This window comes from Aliivibrio sp. A6 (genome assembly GCF_028765505.1).
In the GTDB taxonomy this organism is placed as follows: Bacteria; Pseudomonadota; Gammaproteobacteria; order Enterobacterales; family Vibrionaceae; genus Aliivibrio; species Aliivibrio finisterrensis_A.
Genome location: NZ_JARACR010000001.1, coordinates 221,500 through 244,453 on the forward strand (window position 1 = coordinate 221,500; position 22,954 = coordinate 244,453).

Below are 22,954 nucleotides of genomic sequence, written 5' to 3' on the forward strand. Positions count from 1 at the left end.
CTTTACAGAGATAAGAAGTTTCGTAAACTTGTCCTACTTCTATTGAGAAGAAAAATGTAACCAAGAGGCTTTGATCCATTTTTTACTATTGAGGGCTACTTTTAATACTGCATGATGTTGGTATGACGAATAAAAACAGCGAGCCTAAGTGCTCGCTGTTTTTTTTGTTTCTTATGTTCAATACACCACTGTCTTCATATATTGCTTAGGTGTCATACCAAACTGCTGATGAAAACGCTGACTGAATCGACTTTCCGATTGATAACCACACTGCAGTGCTAAATCTAACTGGCTTTGTTTCTTTTCTTGCATTAATCCCAATGCGTGACTCATTCGAACATTCGATAACACAGTTCTAAAATTGGTGCCATCTCGCTGTAATCGACGGATCAACGTTGCGCGGCTCATTGAAAAATCATCGCATACACTTTCTAATTGATACGCTTCTGCTGGATCTTTAGCAAAATACGCACTCAGTTCATTTTGAAAAGAAGCAAACGTGGGTGAGAATAAAACATGCAACACACCCAATTCTGCCAATTGCTGATATAAAGCCAGCAAGTGAAATTGCTGTGTTTTTAAGCTTAACTTTTGAGTATTCATATCGGTTAAGAATGTAAATCCATAAGCTAGTAATGGGGACACGGTGATCGCATGAGTATGTAAGCGGGTGCTTTCATTTTTTTGGCTCTCTTCTAACATATCTTTAGGCGGAGTTAGAAAAAAACAGATCTGAACAGAATAAAAGTTCTCTGTAGAAGATTTATTAATAAAATTTAGGCCTTGGTTGGCTGACGTAAGCAACCAAGAGTGTGAATCGATCTCAAATTGTTCAGACTCTTGAAAGACGGTTTTTACGCCAGATTTAACCCAAATAATACTAGGGGCATAAATATGAACATTACGTAAATGTTGATCACTCTGACCAGAGTAAGTTTGCACTCTAAATACCGGTTCATTCAACATTACTTTATCCATTTTATCCCCCTATTTTACCAATTTAAATTCATATTAGCGCACGTATGTCGCGGTTAATACGGCTTTGTCTAATGCCATGCTATTTAGAGTATAACCAACTACCGCAGGTGAAATATCGGCAGGTAAATCGATTTTCTCTTGTGGTAATGCCCACACTGTATATTGGTATCTGTGCATGCCATCGCCAGCAGGAGGACAAGCGCCACCATAGCTCATAGTGCCAAAGTCATTTTTCGTTTGTAATGTATTTTTCATTGCCGAACCTTGTTCAACACTACTTACGCTTGCAGGAATGTTAAGCGCTAACCAGTGCCACCAACCGCTACCTGTAGGTGCATCTGGATCAAACACAGTAATAGCAAAACTCTTTGTTCCTTCTGGCGCATCTTTCCAGCTTAGTTGTGGAGAGATGTTGTCACCAGTACAGCCCATGCCTGAGAAGGTAAATTTGCTATTCATCAGTTGACCTTCATGGATATCAGTACTTGATACTTCAAAAGCTTGGCTAGAGAATGAGGCAAGAGTAAGTAATACTAATAATGCTTTGTTCATAATAATTTCCTTCACTGTTTTATAGAGTGTTCTAAATAAGTACAGGACCATTATTATTGATTCACCCACCATTAAATTACCATAAAGTATCAAATGTAAGTCAATATCAATTAATTTTGATACTTTCCGTTTTTTGTGAGGTTGTAATCTATTTAGCCTCCTTTTTATAGAGCCAAAGAAAAAGCCACTTAGCAAAATACTAAATGGCTTTTGAGCGCATATACTTAGGAGCAATATGCTTTAGGGGATAAACGTATATTAAGCTAGAATCTCCCTCTGAAAAAGTGAACACTTCACCCAAAATCATTTCCCCTTTATACTGGTTCAATAATGATTGATTAAGAACGAGTGATGCATGAAAACCAGTGATATTCTGCTTGGAAAACTCAATACTGAATTTAAAACCGTATCAGCAATGATTGAGATCTATTGTAAGAAAAACCATCACTCTGAAGCACTGTGTAAAGAGTGCCAGCAACTGATGGATTATGCTGAAGTTCGTTTAGATCGTTGCCCTTACGGCGAAAACAAACCCACCTGTAATACTTGCCCTATTCATTGTTATAAACCTGAACCTAAAGAACAAATGCGTTTAGTAATGCGCTTTTCTGGGCCACGAATGCTATTAAATCACCCCATTTTAGCTATCCGCCATTTGTTGTCTGAGAAAAAAAACATCAATCCTAAGCCTTCACCAAATTGCTCTAATCGCCATATCCGTTTACAAAAAGGTGAGAAAAAATGAATTGGACTTTAGATCAACTCAACGCTTTTGTGACCTCTGTAAAATGCGGTTCATTTTCTGCTGCGGCACGCAAAATGGGGAAGGCGCAATCGCGAATTAGTACCGCAATTGCCAATCTAGAAGCCGATCTTGGATTTGATCTCTTCGATAGAAGTGCTCGCTTACCGGTTTTAACTCAAGATGGCGAAGACATGTTTATTGAGGCTCAGGCAATTCTTGAACAGTGTGAACGCTTACAAGCCCGAGCTGATACCGTCGCTACTGGTGAAGAGATTGCATTAACCGTTGCTCTCGATGAAGCCGTTCCTATTGATGTATTTGAGGATTACTTTCAAAAGTTATCTCTAAAATTTCCATTATTAAAGCTGACGATCATTAATGGATCTCAAGCAGATATTGCTGAATGGGTCGATGATAAAAAAGCAGATCTTGGTTTTCTATTTCGCGTAAATACCTTATCTGACTCTTTAGAATATCTGTCTCTTGGTTTTTTTAACCAAGCGCTTATCGTTTCACCACAACACCCATTAGCTAAAATTGAAAAACCGACATTGGTTCAATTAAATCAACACCGTCAATTGGTTATTAGAGATCGCGTCGGTCACTCTCATGAAAAAGCCATCTCAGCCAATCATTGGTATATAGACAGCTATTACTACATTACGGCCTTAGTGATCCGCAATGTTGGATGGGCGTTGGTTCCTGAGCATGTTTTAGAATCAGACTGGTATCGTAACCAAACTACTCGACTGTCGGCTTTTCATATCCCTGATGCATTACAAATTGAGATCGGGGTTGTAAAGCGTCGTGACAGTGGCATGGGAAATGTCATGGAATGGATGCTTGATGAAATTGAACATACATTTGAAAAATTATAAAAGATGAATAATACCATTCTGGATAAGTAGTTGTTCAGCTAATTGCGTAGGAAAAATCGATTTTAACAAGCGAGAATGATCAAATACTTATGTAGATTGGTATAAATAATGAAAGCTCTATTCTCTTAATCCTAGCCATATCTACTGGTACACGTTAAACAAAAAGGCGGACACAACATAGTGAGCCGCCTTTCTTTTACTTCTACATTATTTAACCCTAAACAAACTATGCTTTACGGTTTTTTAAATCAATTAGCACATCGAGCATTGAAGGCAATATTTGATGACCAAGTTTAATTACTTCTGCACTTGGTTCTACTAGATCTGGAATTTGATAGGTGATCATATTTGCTGCTACTGCGGCGAGTGTTCCGTTATTAGAGTCTTCAAACGCAAGGCAAGCATCAGCAACAATACCTAAACGTTCTGCCGCTAAGAAGTAGATCTCTGGGTGTGGTTTACCATGCTCAACTTCACAACCTGTTGCTAGTACATCAAAGTAACCATCAATACCTGCTAATTCCAGTTTTTTAATCGCAATATCATGCTGTGTTGATGTAGCAACCGCCATTGGGATTTTATTCGCTTTTAGCCATTCTAAAAGCTCAATAACCCCTTCTTTTACAGGGATTGCTTGGTGCTTAACTACTGCCGTGTAACGTACTCGCCATTCTTGGTTTAATGCTGGGTAATCTACACTTGGGCCATAACCCTCACGGAAAAGCTGTTCAATTCGTTTTGCATTACAACCAATAATAGAAAGATACAGCTCTTCAATAAAGGGAACATTTTGAGCTTCACACGCCTCTTTAAAGATCCCCATACACACACGTTCTGTGTCTAATAGCAGTCCATCCATATCGAAAATTGCAGCTTGAAACGTCATGAGAAACCTTATGTTTTAATAACAAAAATAGAAGACTTTACGTATAAAATTACCATGCTATACGTTTGAGAATGTTCATACTAAGCTAAAACTATTGGATAAAAAAGTGAACTCTTCTTTTAAGCTCACTTCCTCTTTTAAATTAAACAAAATAAAGATTGTAGAGTAATTTACTACGCAGAAAATACCACTCGAACAGCAAGAAGAATAAGCACAAGACCAGATAGGCGATCAATCCATTTAGCTTGAGCTCTTAGTTTATCCACAATCTTAGGCGCTGATAATAAACAACTAATTACGGTGTACCACAACCCATCAACAATAATAGGTGTAATAACAATAATTGCTTTGTCTAACGGTTCAATACCAACAGCAACAAATTGACTGAACAGGGCTAAAAAGAACAGGGCAATTTTAGGGTTTAGAAGCGAGATAAATAAGCCTTCTTTTGCTGACTCAATAATCGTAACTTGTTGTCCTGATTCAAGCCTTGCAGCAATTCCACCCGTGGAACGCAGAGCGCCTAGACCTAAATAAGCCAAATAAGCAGCACCTAAATAGCTTATGCCTTTGAATAACATTGGTGATTGCTGTAACACTACCGCTAAGCCAATAACGGTAATAAAAGCGTAACAACCTATACCTATTGAATGTGCCCAAGCGGCTGCTATACCATTAATTCGCTTACCGGATAAAGTATGTTTCGCTACCGTAGCTAAGCTTGGCCCTGGAGACATAGCTCCCAGCAATGAAACCAAAAATAATGAAAACCAAATAGTTAATGTCATTTCTTCTCTAATTCCTCTTTACAATATTGTCTCATTCACAATAAAATCGCACATTCGGTTAAATAGACGAGTTTATAATGAAAAGGTTACTACCACTTTTGTTGCTAGGGGCAACTGCATCAACGCAAGCAACAGACACTTTACACCAAATCTATATTCAGCCAAGTCTTGTAAACCTAAACATTCTTGATACCCATGGTAGTGGTTTAATGACTCAAATTGGTTATAGCCATAATATAACACCAATGATTGCGATGGATCTTAGTTACTACACGACTGCATCAATGAGTGATATCGCTCTTAAACAAGATAAAGCCTCAGCAACAGGCTTGACAGGAGCAATGAAAATTACCTTTCCAATGACGTATTACGGGTCATTTTATAGTAAAGCCGGATTAAATAGAGCCAATTTAACCTATACTTATAATCAACTGGTTGATAATTACGAACAGACGACGATTAGAACAACACAAAAATCAACTTCTGTTAAACCTTTTATTGCCATAGGCACTACAATGCCAATATTTCCTTCAATGACACTCAATATTGAATATCAATATATGCCATTAGCTGGCGATGATTATATGTCGTCTATTGGTGCTGGCATCAATATGGCGTTTTAATCGAATAATATATAAAAATGGGCGCTTCCAATCACTTTGGAAGCGCCCATTTTATTTATATTGTCTGTAAGTTATGCAGCTGCTGCTTCTTTCGCATCCGCTTTATTTTTCAAGAAAGCGTAAGTAAAACCAGTTACCGCAGTACCAGCGGCAATTGCGACTAAGTACATGAACACTGGCGTAATCGCGTTTGGAATAAGAAGTACGAACAGACCACCGTGTGGAGCAAGTAGCTGAGCACCAAACAGCATAGATAAACCACCCGTTAATGCACCACCCGCCATACAGCTTGGGATAACACGCATAGGGTCTTTCGCTGCAAATGGGATCGCACCTTCAGAGATAAAGCATAAACCAAGTACAAATGAGGCTTTACCTGCTTCACGTTCACCCGCTTCAAACTTGTTCTTAGCAAGGAATGTCGCTAAACCCATACCTAGCGCAGGAACCATACCTGCCGCCATGATAGCCGCCATTGGACCGTACGTTTGTGAAGCCAGAAGACCAACACCAAATGTATATGCTGCTTTGTTTACTGGACCACCTAAGTCGAAACACATCATACAACCAAGAATCACACCCAGTAATACAGCGTTAGTTGAGCCCATGTTGTTTAGGAACTCTGTCAGTGCAGACATAATGCCTGATACAGGACCACCAACAACGTAAATCATCACCAGACCAGTAAATAAACTCGCCACAAATGGAATGATTAGAATTGGTTTAAGCGCTTCCATTGATTGAGGAAGAGACACTTTATCCGCAATGAATTTAGCTGAGTAACCTGCAATGAAACCGGCAGCAATACCACCAAGGAAACCCGCACCTGTTGAGCTAGCCAACATACCACCGATTAGACCTGGAGCCAGACCCGGACGGTCAGCAATTGAGAATGCGATAAAACCAGCAAGAACAGGGATCATTAGCGCAAATGCTGCTCCACCACCAATATCCATTAATGTAGCAGCTATTGTACCCGGCTCTTTAAATGCTTCGATACCAAAGACAAATGACAGTGCAATTAGCAAACCACCAGCAATAACAACAGGAAGCATATGTGAAACCCCTGTCATCAGGTGTTTGTACATGCCTTTTTTCTCTTCGGTTTGAGAAGATTGTGCTTTACCTGATGATTGGAAAACAGCCGCATCTGAGAAGGCTTTATTCATCTCTTGTTCTGTTTTCTTCAGCGCTAAACCTGTGCTTGTTTTGTACAGACGTTTACCATTAAAGCGATCAAGTGCAACTTCAATATCAGCAGCGATGATAACTAAATCAGCCTCTGCAATTTCTTGGTCCGTTAACTGATTTTTTGCACCCACAGAGCCACGAGTTTCTACTTTAATAATGTGGCCTTGACGTTTACCTTCTTCTTCTAGCGCTTCAGCTGCCATGAAAGTATGCGCAACACCCGTTGGACATGCCGTAATCGCTACAATTTTCTTAGGTCCTGTCGCGTCAGTCGATGCCACTGCCTCTGAAACCGTCACTTCAGAAGCGGTTAGTTCTTTTGCATTATTTACTGCATTTTCTAGCCAAACTTGCGAGTTAATTGCACATTCAGAAATTGACCCTTGGTGTACTTTTTTACCAACAAAGCGAGACGTATCAACCACCGAATTTGCGGCAATAACAATTACATCCGCCGTATCAATGACTTCTTGAGTTAACACCTCGACGGGTAACACGCTTGATTGACATTCAATCGTCGCTTTCCAATTTAGTTTGGTTGCTGCTTGTTCTAATAAACCTGCTGCAATGATGCTGTTTGCTACACCGCTTGGGCATGCAGTAACGATAGCTATATTTTTCATAATCTGTCCTTAAACTAAGTCTAAGCGCATTACTGCACGTTTGTAGAAATAGGGTTGTGTAGGGTTACTTGTTTTTGTAATTCTTTTACGTCTTCGACATTTGGTACACCAACGCCAACCTGCGATACAGCTAAAGCAGATAAAGCGGTAGCAAAAGATAAGATGTGTGAACGATCCCAATCTTGCTGCATGTGGCCCCAACAAAGACCAGCAACTAACGTATCACCAGCACCAACCGTGCTTACTACGCTCATTTTAGGTGGTTGAGAGTACATCCATTCAGCTTGCTCTTGGTCATTTTTACCAAGCCACATTACGCCTTTTGAGCCTAATGACACGACGATATTTTCAATGCCTTTTTGTGCAAGATCTTGAGCCGCTTGCTGACACGCTTCTGGAGTATCTAACTCACGACCCACAAATTCAGATAGCTCTTCATCGTTTGGTTTAATTAACCAAGGGTGAGCCTCTAAACCTGCTGCCAATGCTGCACGACTGCTATCAAATAGTACTTTTTTACCCATTTGATGCAGCTTTTCAATCCACTCAGCACACAGTTCAGGAGAAATGCCTTTTGGTAAGCTGCCTGCTAATACGAAAAATTCATGTGTTTTAGCTAATTCAAATAAACGAACTTCAAACTCGGAAATCGCTTGTTGTGATACCTCAACACCCGGGAAGTTGATGTCACTCACTCGACCATCTTGCTCTACTAATTTCACATTGATACGAGTTGCACCATCAACACGGATAAACTCATCGTTGGCTTTCATCTCTTCAAACAATTGGCAGAAAAGTTCTTCATTATCACGGCCTAAAAATCCAGTAACCGTTACCTCAGCGCCTAAATCAGACAGTACTTTTGCAACGTTGACACCTTTACCAGCTGCATGAAGTGAGCCTTTACTTACTAAGCTCACAGAGCCAACCGATAACGCATCTAAACTGCCGGTTAAATCTAAAGCAGGGTTTAGTGTGATAGTAACTACTTTGCTTTTTTGATTAATGCTCATCAATTAACCCTCGCCTAAACCAGAAGCTATCGCAGCACCAATGCCAGCAAGCGCTTCTTTTGCATCAGCACCATCGGCAGTAAATTGCAGTTCATGACCGTGTTTAACGCCAAGCGCAATCACTTTCATTAAGCTTTTCGCATTCACTGCTTTTCCGTCACCATTTACGTTTAATACGGTGATTTTTGATTCGTATTTTTTCGCTTCAGCAACAAGCATTGCGCCCGGGCGAGCGTGTAAACCGTGTGCATTTTTAATTTTAAAGGTTGCGGTATTATCAGCATCAACACTTACTGCTGTTTCTTCAATAGAAGTAGAGAACATCGCAAGTAACTGCTCAGACGTTGCAGATAGAATCGACTCTTGCTGCTGCTCAGCAACCACTTTAGTGATCGTTGTTAAAAACGATTTATGAGAAGCGTTACAAGAAGCAATCGCAATCAAACCTTTTACAGGCAAGCCATTAAACTCGCACCCATTTGCTGTCGTTACGATAGACATACCAGAGCGTTTAACGCCTTTGTCAGTACTTACCAACCATAAACCTTTACCTAGATGCGTAGGCTCTTTAGTTACTAACTCTGCAACAAATTGGCTTTCTGCATTACCACTGTTTTTTAGTAAACCACCTGCAACCGCACTCATTTGGATCATATCGCTTGCAGGGAATAATAATTGGATAAGTGATGCATCGAAATCGGCTTCAAACTGCACTTCACCATTTAATAATGCAATGATGTCAGCTTCTGTTTTTGCTTGTTTTAGCTTCTCTTCTACGCCATCAGCAGACAGTACTTTAGTCAGTTGCTTTAAAATACCTAGGTGCTCATCTGATTTAGCCGCAATACCAATGGCTACATAAACCACATTACCATCACCCCAGTTAACGCCTTGTGGGAAATGATGGACAGCAACGCCTGTGTTATTCACTAAATCACGGGTGTCTGTTGTACCATGAGGAATCGCAATACCATTGCCTAAGAACGTCGAGTTTTGTTGCTCACGATTTAGCATTCCGTCTACGTACTTCTCTGCAACCAAACCTTTCTCTGTTAGTTGCTTTGCAATCGCTTTAATTGCTGTTGTCTTATCCGTTGCTACTTGTTGCAACGTAATGTCATTCTTTGTCAATGTCAGCATGGGTCTTAGCCTCTCGCTTGTTTATCTGTAATTTGTGTTCTGCTGAATCACCGTTTAAGCGTTGCTCAAGCAAGCTTAATCGATTCAGCAAAACAGTTAAAAAAAGTTCAGCAAATGCTTTCTACTTATGAATACGCTTCATCAAAAGTAAAAACAACGTAAATATCACGTTTTTAAAATTTGCTGAATCCTTTCAGCTTCATACTGAAACGATTCAGCATATAATTCAACTCATAAAATGATTGGATCTAAATTTATATGATCCGACCCACAGAATTTAAGGATCTTACCCATGACATTAGATGAAATTGCCAAACTTGCTGGCGTCTCTAAAACTACTGCAAGCTATGTCATCAATGGTAAAGCTCAGAAGTACCGCATCAGTGAAAAGACTCAATTAAAGGTAATGGCGGTTGTTAATGAGCATAACTATCGTCCTGATCATGCCGCTTCTGCATTGCGTGCAGGCAGTAGCCGTTCGTTTGGTTTAATCATTCCTGATCTTGAAAACACCAGTTACGCAAAGCTTGCTAAACTTTTAGAATACAACTCTCGTCAAGCGGGCTATCAGATCTTAATTGGTTGTTCTGATGATGATCCTGAAACAGAAAAAAATGTGGCTCATGCCCTAATTAGCCGCCGTATTGATGCGCTATTTGTTGCAAGTTGCTTACCTAATGGCAGTGATTACTACTTAAGTATTCAAGAAAAAGGCACACCAATCATTGCCATTGACCGTTCATTAGATGACGAGCATTTTGGTTGTGTGATCAGTGAAGATTTTGATGCAGCTTACGAGTTAACCAAGTCGGTGGTTAATGAAAACGTAAAATCAATAGGCTTAATTGGTGCATTACCAGAGCTGAATATTTCTCGCGAACGTCAGTTAGGGTTTGAAGCAAAAGCCAGAGAGAAAGGCTTAGCAAACATCACAGGCTATGGAGAACACTTTAACAGTGAATCAGGCAAAACAGTTTTTGAGCAATGGATAAAAGATGATGCTATCCCTGATGCGATTATCACGACCTCTTATATTTTGCTTGAAGGGATTTTAGATGTACTCATTGAAAAGCCTGAATTAATGACCAAAATAAAATTAGGCACGTTTGGTGATAACCGTTTGCTTGATTTTTTACCGATTAAGATTAACTCTCTTCCTCAACAATTTGAATTAATTGCAGATAGTGCATTAGCATTAGGGTTGAATGCTTCAGCAAAACGCTACCAAGCAGGGATAGAGTTAATTCCTAGGAAGATTATTATTCGCTAGTAATGAACTGGCTGTTACGGCAGCCAGTGTTAGCTTGTTTAGTATGATATACAATACTTAATTAAATAATATCGAAAGTTTTAGCTATTAATAGACAAAAAATAAAAAGAATATAGCTCCATACCCCTAAAACATTGACCCACATAAAAACCTTAAATTTTATAGAATCAGTTGTTACACGCTTACGAATGAATGGGTACTTAATCCAATAATCAAAGCATCGACTGCCTATTTCCCAAGACATTTGATATTGAGGCCGCATATGCCCATTTTTGTCATAATATTTATCAAGGTCTTTTGCTAATTGCTTATCAATAAAAATAATATGTTTAAAACTTCCCAGTGAAACAGTTGCACTCATAATCATACCAGGAACAGACCAAGCTATAGCATATCCAGCAAAAATAGAGCCAGGAACCATAATCAATAATTCCCACCATACTGCATCCGACATTTATTCCACCATCCATTCATAAAAATCGTACATTCCATCACCAACCGCTTTACCTGTCGTCGAGCCAACAATACCACCAGCACCTCCGCCAACAATCGCACCACCAATAGCAGCAAGAGCAAGTACAGGGGCGGAAGCAGTAACACCAACAACAAACAATACAGTACCTACTGCTAGTCCTACACCGACAGTCCCTCCTTTAATACCACCATACCATCCACCAATAAACCCAGTGACTTCACGAGTCGTTGTCTTACCACAATCACCAGAGCTATCAACCTTACACGCCTGATAAATATTATCCATTGCACTATTCGCACCAATTAATAAACCGACATACCCCAACCCTCTAGAGGCTGAAATGCCTATCGCTATATTTCCGATACGCTTACCTAACTCTTTCACATATCCAGTTTTTAATATTTCATCAGCATTATGAATAACTGACTTAGTCGATAACTTCAAATTACGTTTAATTTGATTATATATTGGCAATTGAACACTACGTTTAGAAAGCACAGCAAAAGAACCATCAAGCTTTTTAAATAGCTCTGCTCGCTCAGCAACAAATGACCCATAATTCACACCACCAATTCTACTTGCCATCGCAACTTGTGAGGCATACAAATCATTTATCTCAAATAAAACGCCATTAATATTTTTAAGGTTTTGTTCAACTAGGGCTGAAGTTGCCCCAATCCCTGTAGCCACTTGAGCATAATAATCCGTTGGTAAACCATCTGATTTAATACGCTCCCATAATTGATGAGAGAATAAGTCAAAGTGACGATGAAGAGTCGCAACCTCTTCATCCAGTAGCTTCCCTAGCTCTAAACTGGCAATTTTTGCTTCCTCTATAAGCTCATTAAACCAACTATTTTCTTCTTCTGTTTTTGGTTCCACTGTCGGGAGTATTACAATTTCTCCCTGACGAACAGGCTCATTTAAGTGAGTATTATACTTTTTAATAAGGGCTTTATGTTTATCCAATGTTTCTTCTGTATATAAGCTAGAAAACAACTCTTCTTGCGTTTGAGTTTTATCTGCCTGCATCCAGCCTAAATCAAAAATCTCTGTCTGACATACAGGTGTACCCTCTCCACTTATCGCACAGTCATTACCGTTTCCATATTTTTCATCAGGTAAAGTAATCTTCATGATATTAGCTCCTGACTTTTCACTTGTTGATGAATTCCTTTTATCCGCTCAGTTAATGAGGTGTCACTTTGCTCTAACTTTATACTCATCCATTGAGGCTCTTTTTCTAAACAACCCGTGTCAATTCTCATGCGTAAATACCCTTCGTATTCTTGTGCCATTGTTGGATTGTATTTATCCGCATCCAAAAGAATATCCATAGCTTGATGTGACGGTGGTAAAATTGGTTGATATTGATGAGCAATATCCTCTAACAACTGATATTTTCGAATCTCATCCATTAAAGCAAGTTGCGTATTATCAATAACAATTGGATCCTCAGTAAAGCTATGTACATCTTCTGACAATTCAGTTGATACAGAGCTTTGATATACGAACCAAGAGTTGTAGTGATGCCACTGAATTGCTAAAACACCGTTAAACATTTGCTCAAGCTGCTCAGGTTTTAATGCCAACAGCACACTTGGTAATACTCTTGGATCAAAAAATCGTAATGTCGCTTTATTTCCCGATTCTTTAATAATGGTATAAGCATATAAAGCCTGCTGCTGAAACGCTTTAAAATCGAGAGAAGATGAGAATACACTCCCTGATGGCAGAGCAATAAACCGGTTCAAAAAATCATCATGACTTTCATTACCCGTTAATTTAATAATAATTGGGCTACGCGCTTGTAACTCATGGCCTAATAGATAATCCCACTCAAGAACTGGATTCTGTTGGTAAACATACACTAACAGATCATCAAATAGACTGGGCTCAATAATGGCGTATCTATTATTATTCATTGGTTGATATTCAAGATGTTTGGTTATTGAATAATCATCTAGTTTGAATGTGCGGAGCATGTTCCTTCTCCATCGCAATTACACTCTTCAACAATTGCACTTCCGGTAGTGACTTGCTGCTGATAATTGGCGACTTCTAACACTTCACCATCATAAGATGTCCCATTCGCAGCATTAGAAACTTCCCCAGCCTGCTCAACTTCTTTCCCCATTGGTAACACCGCAACTTTTCCAGCATAACCGCTGCCACTTCCTGCGCTACCGCCTGAGTTTAGGTTAATTGCAGAACCAATAAGATGAACGCCTGCTGGGTCGATTTTTACTACACTGCCACCGGCTTTAATGGTGATTTCAGTGCCTGCCTCTAACACTATTTTTTGCCCTGATTTTAAGTGCAATTCAGAACCAATCTCTTCTAAGCGTTTTTTACCTACTTTGCTATGAACAGAGCCATTAACTTGATGATGAGAATCTCCTTTAATGGTTTCAAACTGACTACCACCAACGGTCGTATTTCTATTGTTTTTTATCTCATTAAATTGATTGTTATGTACAATCTTATGCTCATCGTTAAAGACTTCTATTGTGTGATCATTTTGGATCTGGCTATCCATGTCTTTTGCTGCATGAATATAAATTTGCTCGGCGTCTTTTTTATCTTCAAAACGCAATTCATTGAAGTTTTCACCACCTAACGAACTTGAGGTTTTAAAGGTGCTGCGTGTTTTATGCTCAGGTAAAGTATATGGAGGCTTATTATCGCCATTATAAAGAGACCCGGTAATGATAGGTTTATCTGGATCACCGTGGATAAAGCTAACAATGACCTCATGCCCTATTCTTGGCAAAATAAACTGTCCATATTGATTGCCAGCCCAGCCTTGAGAAGTTCGTAACCAACAACTGGTCTTTTCATTTCCTTGGCCGTTTCTATCCCAATGAAACTGCACTTTTACACGACCATGCTCATCACAATAGATTTCTTCATTTTCAGGACCCGTGACTATCGCGGTGTCGACATTATGGATCAGTGGTTTTGGCTTTTGTATCGCCTTAAAAGGCATCATCCAAGGCGTACAGCTAAATGAGGCGTGGTATTCTGAGCCGCCATCGGCTAATTCTTCAAGTACCTGGGGCTGCCTTCCTGAATGCGTCACGTGTGTTAATAACCAGATATCGTTCCATTCTGGGTTTGGGTGTTCTTGAATAGGCTGGAAATAGCCAGCGGTTAACTGCGCACAATCACTTTCGCCTAATAACTCAACAGTGCCTGTTCTTTGTTGCTTTAACCTTAATGACGCGTACTTTGTGGCTTTTTCTGATGACAATTGGTTACTAGGGTATTGGTAATGCTCTAACGCTAATTCAGATGCACATTCACCTTGATCATCGTTCTGGCTTTTTCCAATTGGGGAGCGAGTTGGTGTTTCAAAATTATAGTCTTTTACTGAGACCTTACCCGTGCTCACTTTTTGTTTTTTTATTAAGGAAGTAATGGTATTACTGTCTTTGGTCATTCCATTATTAGCCACCACACACAATGGCGCTAATTCTGTATGTATTTCTGGCCCATCAGAAATGATCAATTTTGAACCGGTATCAGTATGCTCAAAATAACTAATAATCCCTTCTTCAGACATCAATCGTTGAACAAAATCTAAATCAGATTCACCATATTGAACACAATACTCTCTCGGCTCATGGGCATTAAATAACTCAATATCAAAATGGTTAGTTAAAATTCCGGCTTGTTGGTAAATCTCGGCAATTATGTCAGGAACCGTTTTGTGTTGAAATACTTGAAAATTGGTTCGATAAGTAAGTAATGAAAAAATAGGCACTAATGACAATCGATAAGTGCTATAGCGAAACGAAGTATTAAGCTGTTCAATTGATTCGATGATCCCATGAACATATCTAGGCGTATATTTTGTATTATTTTGGTTATTGTGATGTAAGGTTAAGCAAACAGGTAATTGCAACCACTCCTCTAATTTTAGCTCTGGGTCTTCACACACAAAAGTGACATCGAATTGATACAATGAACCAAGTTGTTCATGACCAGAGAACTGATAGACCTGTAATGGAATATCAATGGTAGCGACAGCTATCTCAAATTGAGCTTGGTTTGCATCCTGCATAATAATTCATCCTGAAACACACTTATTTGGTAATACCAACAGCTTAACTCATCAATAAATTGGTATCTCTTAAACACAAAAAGGGAGAGTCATCATAAACAGCTAGGGACGTTTATGATATTGACTCTCCCGAAAATGCGAGTGGTTACGCTTTCATTGCTGTACGCCAGTCATCATTACCAGATGTACCTGCGACTTCGTGCGTCCAATCAATAGCACGATAGGTCATAAATACATCTTCTAGATGTGTGAAATGCGCTTGTGCTGGGTCTTGGCAGTTTGGCATTGATGCCGTGATATCAACGATAATCGCATCATGCAGAACCGTCGTAAAATAATGCTCTTGTGTACCTGTTGCTGAAGTACGGTACCATTTGATTTCAACTTTTGGCAGCTTCTCACCTGATGTTAATGCGTTATACATTAATGGTGATGCCTTATCGAATACTTTTGTAATACGTACTGGCTTATGCACACGCTGACCAGTAGGTTGACCAGATTGAGGATCACGAGGTAATAGAACTTGATGCTCAAAACCTTGTACCAATACTTCATCTTCATGGCCTTCTTGGTAAATGTTACCTACTGAATCTTCAGTAAAAGTGCCTGCTGTGATCAATCCTTGTTTCTCGCCTTCGATACGCATATAAGCTGGAGTTGGCATACTATCTTCCTTTTAATAAATATGAATTAATGTTCGCTAATCCTATTGCCAAAGGCATGCCATTTTTATTATTCAACTTAATCAATAAGTTAACATTATTATAAATAAAACCTTCTCATTTAAAGTTTGAAAAACAATCAATGAATCTCATATTTCAATCAAACTAAAAGTTGTGCCAATTTAATTCGACACTCATACCAAATAGAGTCTTTTGGATCTGTCTCGCAAAATCCACCACTCCAACTTAGTCATTAATAAAAAGTGACTTAAAAACATTAGCCTTTAAGTCACTGTTATTATAATAAATAGCTATTCAGTTTTTGGAATAATTAACGGTGCAAAATCCGCGGTTGCGTTGTTTCCTGCACCTGAATGATCAGTATATTCCGTGTCTTTCATTATTGTATAAAACACATCAACAAAATCGTCATCGTTAACGAATAAATCATCAGGAAGTAATGCAATAATTGCACTCGTCATTTGAGGAATTATCAAATACGCTTGTGCTTCTTTATCTGGTATTGTTGCCAAGAAGTCACTGGCTGCTTTTAAGATGGTTTGTGCTAACTGTTTATAATCCGTTTTATCGTCTTGCTCCATTAAAATGATATCTGCAGCCCCCCAACGATAACGATCCCAAAAAACCATGATCTGATTTGCAGGGTATGATTGCTCTGCGTAATCTAAATAAGGCATCTCAATCACATCAATCGTTGGTTCGTCTCTTTCAGGGCTCACACCAGACACAATGGCGTATATCTCAGCCTTACCTGAGATCCAAGGTTCATGGTCATCTTTTAACTGAATTTTCTTTAAGATAGTGGTATTAATTTCAGTTGGTTCCACAGCAGATCTTAACATCGCATAAGGCACTGGCTTCGTTTGTTGACTTGGCCCACTAGATTGCAATGCTTTAAATTCATCACGCATTAATGCTAGACCAGCTTTCAGCTCTTCACGGTTATTAGTATCAACCACTAATACTGGGCGCTCTGGAATATCGTAAACGTCTAAATAGTGAAGATTACCATCAATATCATAAGCTTCGATGTATTGCCATTCGCTCTCTGCTCCTTCAGGTTCAAAAGCAAACAATGGGCTTTGTCCTGCTTGCCAACGAGCCAACATACTTGGATCAGCTAAACGTAACTCAAGCAATTCATCAGTATATTTTTCTAAACCGCGCGCTTGGATCTCGCTTTTATTCGCAGTGGTCATTGCAGCCATAAAAGTTCGAACCTGCGGTTGAGGCTTAGTTTGAGTTGATAAATCAGATAATGAAGCGCTCATTTGATACTGATTAATGGTACTTTTTAAATTGTTTTCTAATTGTGGAAAAGCACGGCTTAACTCCAGTGCTAAAGCACGCTTAGATACATCATCTTGCGCCGTAGCCAAAGCTGGAGTCATCAAGCAAAATACGAGTAGCGCTGTTAATTTGTTCATACAGCATTCCTTATTTATAGTTATTGTATTGATTTTGAATCCATTCGAATTTGTCCTTACCCCAACCATACCAAAAATGAGACAAAATTAAAGTCAATACTCTAATTTATCTTTTTAATGAGTGGTATCAAAAATAAGACACCGTAAAATTACGAATACAGAGTGAACTCAACTTGGCATTTTGTACAAAAATAGACCAAACTATTTTATAAGTGCAGATGAAAAGAGGCAGGAATGACATTAAATACGTGGTTAGCTTCAATCTCAGATTGGTATCAAATGGGAAGAACAGGGTCAATAACCACGCTTGAATCACGACTCTATTCAGCTCCTAATTCTGTGTGGGGGCCACATTTGACAGAAAACCAAAGTAAAGCCATTGCTTGTTGGCTAGATGGTTGTTTAAGAGTGTTTGAATATGAAAAATACCAAGATTCAAACAAGGCATATCAAACACTGCAATATATTGCAGCGAAGTTAGAGATGACCGCCTTTTCTCCAACAACAGATATAGAAATAAAAGATTGGGGCTTGAAGCGATTACAACATATCACCGTATTACGTTTAGAGTTTTGTAATCAACAACAAGACCAATCTATTTGGGATAAAGAAGCACACACCTTAATTGATGTGCATGTGAAGCTAATGGCAAGCATCTCGTGGAATGAAGCTTATAATGAAGTCAGTCAAAACAACTCAATAAGACACTAAAAAATCTAGATATCTTGTATCTTGACTAAAATTCGCCATCACTTTATCTTTTATCAACTTTCCATTTTTCTCAACTGCGACAGATATTGTATCCACCCTTTTGCTTCATTGGATGGTGTAAAGTCATTGGCTCGTTTTGCATTCACAAGGGCCAATTCTAATTGATTCAATTTATAATAAGCACGAGTTTTCGCTAATGCTACGTCATCGGTTTTATTGTAGTCCTTTACTTTATCAAGGCTTTTTAGCCCTTGTTGATAATGACCCTCTTGGATTTGAAGTTGTGCTACCTGCCAATAATATTGATTATCAAACTTTGCTGCTTTTTGCCAAGCAGTAATTGCTTTATCCCACTCTTTTGCTGCCTGCCAATAAGTTGCTTGCGTAACTATGACTTCTTTATCTGTTTCATACTCTGCTAATTGCGCCATCACTTGCGCTGCTTTTTCAGGAATACCACGCTGTGCATACAATTGAGCCAAAATTTTCAACTCTGATTTGCTTAATTCTATTCCCTGTCGCTCTGCAAGAATTAACGTATCTAATGCATGTTTAGGCTGATTTAGTCGTAATTGAATGCTCGATAATTGCTGCCACCAACCCGCTTGATTTGGCTCTAATACGATCAACGCATTTAATGTTGGAATGGCTGATTTCCAATGCTTTAATTGCAGTTGAGCCCCAAGTTTTAAAACCAATAACTGGCGATCATTATTTCGCTCTTTATATTTACCCGTATGTTGATGCTGCTTTAATGCGCTAAGCACCTTTTTCCATTCAGATAATTGATAATGTGTTTGGGCAATTCGAAACCACAAATCCCCTACCTTTTGTTTTTCTGGCACCGTTTTCGTTAATTGATAATAATGCGGTAATGCCTCTGCAAAGCGTTGTTCTGTCAATAATAGATCCGCTAACATACGTTGCGTTATCCACGCTTGTTCATCCACTAATTGCTGGCTGTTTACTGCAATTGATAAAGACTTTACCGCAGCCTTACTGTTACCATTTTGCCAATGAAAAACACCTAACATTCGCTGCACATAGGCTTTATCATAAGGTTGTGATGGTGAGAGATCAGCGAGAACATCAATAGCTTGCACTATTTTATCTTGCTGCTGCAATTGAATGGCACGCTGTACTTTTGCTGCATTATATTGAGTCAGTTGTTGTGCTTGTGCGAGTTCACTAAACATCAAAACAACACTAAAAATAGAGACTATTAATTTCATCATTTTGCTAAGGTAAACTCCAATTTTACGGTTTGTCCAACTTGAGAAATGGCTTTTCCATCCAATACTTTTGGTTGATATTTCCACTTTTTCAGAGCCTTAACTGCTTCTCTTTCAAACATTCTTCTCGGTTTTGCGTCTGTGACTTTTACATCGGTAGGGCGACCTTGCTCATCAATGGTAAATGACATCACAACAAAACCCTCTGCGCCTCTTTTCATCGCTTTTGAAGGATAACGAGGTTCCACACGGTACAAAGGCATAGCCTGTTGATTACCCGTAAAGTCCGCGAAATTTGGCGCGCTGATGGCTAAGCCAGAAACACTTGAATCCAAACCAATCAATGGCATCGAACTTTGTGGTGTTGCCATTGCCGTTTGTGTTTGAGCTGCCATTGGCGTTGCTTGTGGCGGAGGCTCTGGCGCATCAGGCTTTTCAGGCACACGGCGTTGACGGCGCTGCACATCTTGCTCTTGCTCAGCCATTACCATATCAAAGCGGATCGTTTCACTGCTCTCTGGCTTACCCTGAGCTCCGTTATCCACCATCCACGCCATGAAGGTGAATAAACCAACCGTCATAGATATCGCAATTGGCATGGCTAAAAATAAACGCCACATTAGTGTTTCTCCGCAGCCAACGCGATGCCTTTAACACCAGCGCCTTTCGCAGCATCCATCACTTTCACGACCGTACCGTTATATGCATGTTCATCGGCTTGAATCACTAATGATGCTTCTGGTTGTTCAAGCAATAAATGCTCTAACGTTGCTTGCACACGCTCCGCATCAACCATACGTTTATCAATAAAGATGTCGTTGGAAGCTGTGATTGCGACAAATATCCCTGCGTCTTTTTGGCTTGATACGTTACTGGCTTGAGGACGATTTACTTCTACGCCAGATTCGCGCACAAATGAGCTAGTAACAATAAAAAAGATCAGCATGATAAATACAATATCTAACATGGATGTTAAATCAATTTGTGCTTCTTCTTGATGTGAAGATCGACGGCCAAGTCTCATGACTGACTCCTTAATGCTTTTTCTAATTGATGTTCTTTACGACGACATACCTTTGCTAAACGGGCATGAACAAACATACCCGCTAACGCCGCAACCATTCCGGCCATCGTCGGTAATGTAGCGAGTGAAATTCCCGATGCCATCAGCTTAGGTTGACTACTGCCTTGGTTTGCCATTACATCAAATACGGAAATCATCCCAGTAACCGTGCCTAACAAACCGAGCATTGGGCATATTGCCACTAGCACCTTAATGAAATTTAAATATTGGTTTAATTGAAGGTGCGCTTCGCTTATCCATCCATCTCTAATGGTTTTTGCATACCAAGATTCATGATCATTACGTTGCTGCCATTTCTCTACCCATACTTTTTTCTGTGCAGGAAAAGTAAAGGCCAAGAAAAACACACGTTCAACCACCAACAACCAACACATGGCCACAATGGCAGCCAACCACCATAAAATGGGGCCGCCTTGTGTCATAAAATGTGAAAGAAAAGCCGTCATTACGCTGCCATATCCATAGCGTTAGGTTGCGCTACTTTTTCAGCCTGTTCAGCCACTAGCCCTAGCCCTTGTTTTTCAAGAATAGTGCGAATGCTTTCAGCTTGTGAGCTTAAGATATTGTGCGTCAATAACAGAGGCATTGCTGCAACCAGACCTAGTACCGTGGTTACTAGAGCCATTGATATACCGCCCGCCATCACTTTTGGATCTCCATTACCAAACTGAGTAATCACTTGGAATGTTTCGATCATGCCAGTAACCGTACCTAAAAGCCCCAACATTGGTGCTAAAGCTGCTAATAGTTTAAGCATCGACAGGCCTTTTTCTAATCCTTGTTGTTCATCAACAATGGTTTCGAGTAAACGCAATTCCATAGCTTCTACTGAACGTTGTTTTTCTGCATCATAAACAGCAAGTACACGGCCTAATGGGTTTTTACCCAGTTCTTGTGGCTGTTTTAATTGCTTTCTAATTTGTTGGCGAATAACAAACAATCTCACCCCATTAAAGAGTGAAATAATTAATCCAATCAGTAATAAACCAATAATGATTTTACCAACCACACCACCCGCTTGAAGGCGCTCTTTCATTGTTGGTGTATTAGCTAATTGCTCTAACATAATGCCACGAGACGGATCGCTTGCCATCATGATGGTTTGTTGCCCTTGCATTTCAGACAAAATAGCGAATGTTGGCATAAGTTCTGGCTGTTGAGCGTAGTAAGTAGCAACTTGCTTTTTATTGTCCCACTGCAAGAAACCATCGTCACCAACCAATGCCATATTACCTAAGCGATAAGCATTTATTGATTGACGATGACCAGAACCATTAATCATTGTTACCGTCGTTGATTCTAACTCTGAGCTCGCATTAACTTGTTGAGCCATGGTCTGCCATAAACCTGTTAATTGAGCCATTGAAGGCAAAGACTTAGCCGCAACAATGTCCGAAATTAACTGACGATGTTCTACATTCACTGCTCCTGAAACCGAGCTTTTTAGCTCCGAATCCACATCCTTTGCGGTTTGTCTTACCACACCAAACAACTCGCCTAAACTGCCCGTTTCTAAATGCAGCTGCTGCTCTAACGTCGCTAGTGTTTTTTCATTTTTACTAAAGATAGCGCTTAATTCATCACTTTCTTTTTGCAGTTTTTTTCGCTCTGCAATCAATGCATTTCGTTGTGCTTTTAAGCTTTGTTCTGTTTGTTTAAAGCCAGACTCTCTTTGTGCGTCATGCTGCTTTTGTGCATGACTTGCTTGTTGTGTCTCTTTCAACAATTCAGAGTTTGCTGTAGCGGCGTTAATAGAAAGACCAAACAGTGAAATCGCTACAATCAATGGCTTAATAGTCATGTTATTTCACCTCTTTTAGTGATAAAGACACAGGAAGAACCAATAAACTTGGGGCAACTTGCTTATAAGCGACAGAGTAAGCTTTGGCTAACTCATCATTAAATTTAGAATCCAATGATTGCCATTGATTGGTATACGTATTCCAACTCCAATATTGAGAAGCATCAAGGCGACGAGCGACTAACGAAACACGTCCTAAATGCAGCATATCCGCATCAATTTTCTCATTACTTTCAACCGTAATTTGTGTTTGGTATGTTCCTAACTTTGTGCCGTAATCCATTTCTATCTGGTAAGCTTCAAGAAGTCGACGGTACTTTTCGGCATCGCTTACATCTGCTCTTGCCATCATATGTTCAAGCTTTGCAATACGCTGTAAACGCTCTTCTGTTTTAATTGGCTTATCTTGCTCAACTGCCGTGTTCAGACCAGATAACATCTTATACATTAAAGGAACAACGCCTTGTCTTGTCTCTTTAATGGTATCAATTTGGTCATCTAAACTCGTCATTTCTTGTTGCTGACTATTCACTAAACCAGTTAAGTGATCACGGTATACTGCGAGGTTTTTCACTTCTTCTTGAAGCTGCTCAATCTCTGCTTTATAAGCTAAAGTTGCTTCTGAGCTTTTATCAATTTTTGCTTGGCTCACAGCAGAGGCTGTATTCGATTTATTTTCGATAGATCGTGCTTGATCAAGCGTGGTTGCCTGAGCGGTTGTGATCACGGTTGCTAATGCAATACCGATACTGGTTTTTAGAATATTCATATTTATCAATTTCTTAGTT

Annotated in this window: 24 protein-coding genes; 5 read left to right on the forward strand and 19 right to left on the reverse strand. The window is 39.5% G+C overall.

The window, feature by feature from the left end:
- Nucleotides 1-177: 177 nt before the first annotated feature.
- Nucleotides 178-978 carry a helix-turn-helix domain-containing protein gene (locus PVK70_RS00875; protein WP_242504717.1) on the reverse strand — a complete coding sequence of 267 codons (801 nt, stop codon included), beginning with the start codon at nucleotides 976-978 and terminating at the stop codon, nucleotides 178-180.
- 33 nt (nucleotides 979-1,011) lie between these two features.
- Nucleotides 1,012-1,530, reverse strand: coding sequence for a YbhB/YbcL family Raf kinase inhibitor-like protein (locus PVK70_RS00880; protein WP_130043561.1), 519 nt, complete (start codon nucleotides 1,528-1,530; stop codon nucleotides 1,012-1,014).
- A 355-nt stretch (nucleotides 1,531-1,885) separates the two neighbouring features.
- On the opposite strand from PVK70_RS00880, the gene PVK70_RS00885 reads away from it, so the two are divergent.
- Nucleotides 1,886-2,275 (forward strand): nitrous oxide-stimulated promoter family protein, encoded by a 390-nt coding sequence (locus tag PVK70_RS00885; protein ID WP_130043560.1) that lies wholly within the window; start codon nucleotides 1,886-1,888, stop codon nucleotides 2,273-2,275.
- Nucleotides 2,272-3,153 (forward strand): LysR family transcriptional regulator, encoded by an 882-nt coding sequence (locus tag PVK70_RS00890; protein WP_130043559.1) that lies wholly within the window; start codon nucleotides 2,272-2,274, stop codon nucleotides 3,151-3,153. Before PVK70_RS00885 ends, PVK70_RS00890 begins: the two co-directional genes overlap by 4 nt.
- A 226-nt stretch (nucleotides 3,154-3,379) precedes the next feature.
- Here the strand turns inward: PVK70_RS00890 and PVK70_RS00895 are convergent, their stop codons facing one another.
- Nucleotides 3,380-4,039, reverse strand: coding sequence for an HAD family hydrolase (locus PVK70_RS00895; protein ID WP_130043558.1), 660 nt, complete (start codon nucleotides 4,037-4,039; stop codon nucleotides 3,380-3,382).
- A gap of 173 nt (nucleotides 4,040-4,212) precedes the next feature.
- Nucleotides 4,213-4,827: a LysE family translocator gene (locus PVK70_RS00900; protein ID WP_130043557.1), complete on the reverse strand. Its 615-nt coding sequence runs from the start codon at nucleotides 4,825-4,827 to the stop codon at nucleotides 4,213-4,215.
- Nucleotides 4,828-4,904: 77 nt separating this feature from the next.
- On the opposite strand from PVK70_RS00900, the gene PVK70_RS00905 reads away from it, so the two are divergent.
- Entirely contained in the window at nucleotides 4,905-5,450 is a 546-nt protein-coding gene (locus PVK70_RS00905) for an outer membrane beta-barrel protein (protein WP_130043556.1), read from the forward strand.
- A gap of 71 nt (nucleotides 5,451-5,521) precedes the next feature.
- Here the strand turns inward: PVK70_RS00905 and fruA are convergent, their stop codons facing one another.
- The 3 genes from fruA to fruB are packed head-to-tail and all read right to left on the reverse strand — an operon-like array spanning nucleotide 5,522 to nucleotide 9,417.
- Entirely contained in the window at nucleotides 5,522-7,264 is a 1,743-nt protein-coding gene (gene fruA / locus PVK70_RS00910; RefSeq protein ID WP_130043555.1) for a PTS fructose transporter subunit IIBC, read from the reverse strand.
- A gap of 29 nt (nucleotides 7,265-7,293) precedes the next feature.
- Nucleotides 7,294-8,277: a 1-phosphofructokinase gene (gene pfkB, locus PVK70_RS00915; RefSeq protein ID WP_130043554.1), complete on the reverse strand. Its 984-nt coding sequence runs from the start codon at nucleotides 8,275-8,277 to the stop codon at nucleotides 7,294-7,296.
- A 3-nt stretch (nucleotides 8,278-8,280) separates the two neighbouring features.
- Nucleotides 8,281-9,417, reverse strand: a complete 1,137-nt coding sequence (gene fruB, locus PVK70_RS00920) for a fused PTS fructose transporter subunit IIA/HPr protein (RefSeq protein ID WP_130043553.1) — start codon at nucleotides 9,415-9,417, stop codon at nucleotides 8,281-8,283.
- A gap of 292 nt (nucleotides 9,418-9,709) precedes the next feature.
- Here fruB and cra point away from each other — a divergent pair, with 292 nt between their 5' ends.
- Nucleotides 9,710-10,687, forward strand: coding sequence for a catabolite repressor/activator (cra, locus tag PVK70_RS00925; protein WP_130043552.1), 978 nt, complete (start codon nucleotides 9,710-9,712; stop codon nucleotides 10,685-10,687).
- A 61-nt stretch (nucleotides 10,688-10,748) separates the two neighbouring features.
- Here the strand turns inward: cra and PVK70_RS00930 are convergent, their stop codons facing one another.
- From PVK70_RS00930 to PVK70_RS00955, 6 genes are all read right to left on the reverse strand, one after another.
- On the reverse strand, nucleotides 10,749-11,141 hold the full coding sequence (locus PVK70_RS00930; RefSeq protein ID WP_207216106.1) for a hypothetical protein: 393 nt from the start codon (nucleotides 11,139-11,141) through the stop codon (nucleotides 10,749-10,751).
- Entirely contained in the window at nucleotides 11,142-12,299 is a 1,158-nt protein-coding gene (locus PVK70_RS00935; RefSeq protein ID WP_130043551.1) for a hypothetical protein, read from the reverse strand.
- Nucleotides 12,296-13,147 carry a DUF4123 domain-containing protein gene (locus PVK70_RS00940; RefSeq protein ID WP_130046680.1) on the reverse strand — a complete coding sequence of 284 codons (852 nt, stop codon included), beginning with the start codon at nucleotides 13,145-13,147 and terminating at the stop codon, nucleotides 12,296-12,298. The genes PVK70_RS00935 and PVK70_RS00940 overlap by 4 nt, the downstream gene beginning before the upstream one ends.
- Nucleotides 13,126-15,228: a type VI secretion system Vgr family protein gene (locus tag PVK70_RS00945; protein ID WP_130046681.1), complete on the reverse strand. Its 2,103-nt coding sequence runs from the start codon at nucleotides 15,226-15,228 to the stop codon at nucleotides 13,126-13,128. The genes PVK70_RS00940 and PVK70_RS00945 overlap by 22 nt, the downstream gene beginning before the upstream one ends.
- Nucleotides 15,229-15,373: 145 nt before the next feature.
- Nucleotides 15,374-15,892, reverse strand: a complete 519-nt coding sequence (locus PVK70_RS00950) for an Hcp family type VI secretion system effector (protein ID WP_045104268.1) — start codon at nucleotides 15,890-15,892, stop codon at nucleotides 15,374-15,376.
- 309 nt (nucleotides 15,893-16,201) lie between these two features.
- Nucleotides 16,202-17,338 carry a DUF3103 domain-containing protein gene (locus PVK70_RS00955; protein ID WP_130046682.1) on the reverse strand — a complete coding sequence of 379 codons (1,137 nt, stop codon included), beginning with the start codon at nucleotides 17,336-17,338 and terminating at the stop codon, nucleotides 16,202-16,204.
- Nucleotides 17,339-17,572: 234 nt separating this feature from the next.
- Between PVK70_RS00955 and PVK70_RS00960 the strand changes: the two genes are divergently transcribed.
- Complete coding sequence (locus tag PVK70_RS00960; protein ID WP_130046683.1) at nucleotides 17,573-18,049, forward strand: transcriptional regulator; 477 nt, start codon at nucleotides 17,573-17,575, stop codon at nucleotides 18,047-18,049.
- A gap of 53 nt (nucleotides 18,050-18,102) precedes the next feature.
- Here the strand turns inward: PVK70_RS00960 and PVK70_RS00965 are convergent, their stop codons facing one another.
- From PVK70_RS00965 to PVK70_RS00990, 6 genes are read right to left on the reverse strand one after another with little or no spacing between them, the layout of a single operon-like run.
- Nucleotides 18,103-19,284, reverse strand: coding sequence for a tetratricopeptide repeat protein (locus tag PVK70_RS00965; RefSeq protein ID WP_130046684.1), 1,182 nt, complete (start codon nucleotides 19,282-19,284; stop codon nucleotides 18,103-18,105).
- Nucleotides 19,281-19,901 carry an energy transducer TonB gene (locus PVK70_RS00970; protein WP_130046685.1) on the reverse strand — a complete coding sequence of 207 codons (621 nt, stop codon included), beginning with the start codon at nucleotides 19,899-19,901 and terminating at the stop codon, nucleotides 19,281-19,283. Before PVK70_RS00970 ends, PVK70_RS00965 begins: the two co-directional genes overlap by 4 nt.
- Nucleotides 19,901-20,305: an ExbD/TolR family protein gene (locus PVK70_RS00975; RefSeq protein ID WP_130046686.1), complete on the reverse strand. Its 405-nt coding sequence runs from the start codon at nucleotides 20,303-20,305 to the stop codon at nucleotides 19,901-19,903. Before PVK70_RS00975 ends, PVK70_RS00970 begins: the two co-directional genes overlap by 1 nt.
- Nucleotides 20,302-20,811 (reverse strand): MotA/TolQ/ExbB proton channel family protein, encoded by a 510-nt coding sequence (locus tag PVK70_RS00980; protein ID WP_130043539.1) that lies wholly within the window; start codon nucleotides 20,809-20,811, stop codon nucleotides 20,302-20,304. Before PVK70_RS00980 ends, PVK70_RS00975 begins: the two co-directional genes overlap by 4 nt.
- Nucleotides 20,811-22,166 carry a MotA/TolQ/ExbB proton channel family protein gene (locus PVK70_RS00985; RefSeq protein WP_130046687.1) on the reverse strand — a complete coding sequence of 452 codons (1,356 nt, stop codon included), beginning with the start codon at nucleotides 22,164-22,166 and terminating at the stop codon, nucleotides 20,811-20,813. Before PVK70_RS00985 ends, PVK70_RS00980 begins: the two co-directional genes overlap by 1 nt.
- A 1-nt stretch (nucleotide 22,167) precedes the next feature.
- Nucleotides 22,168-22,935 carry a DUF3450 domain-containing protein gene (locus PVK70_RS00990; protein ID WP_130046688.1) on the reverse strand — a complete coding sequence of 256 codons (768 nt, stop codon included), beginning with the start codon at nucleotides 22,933-22,935 and terminating at the stop codon, nucleotides 22,168-22,170.
- Nucleotides 22,936-22,954: the final 19 nt, after the last annotated feature.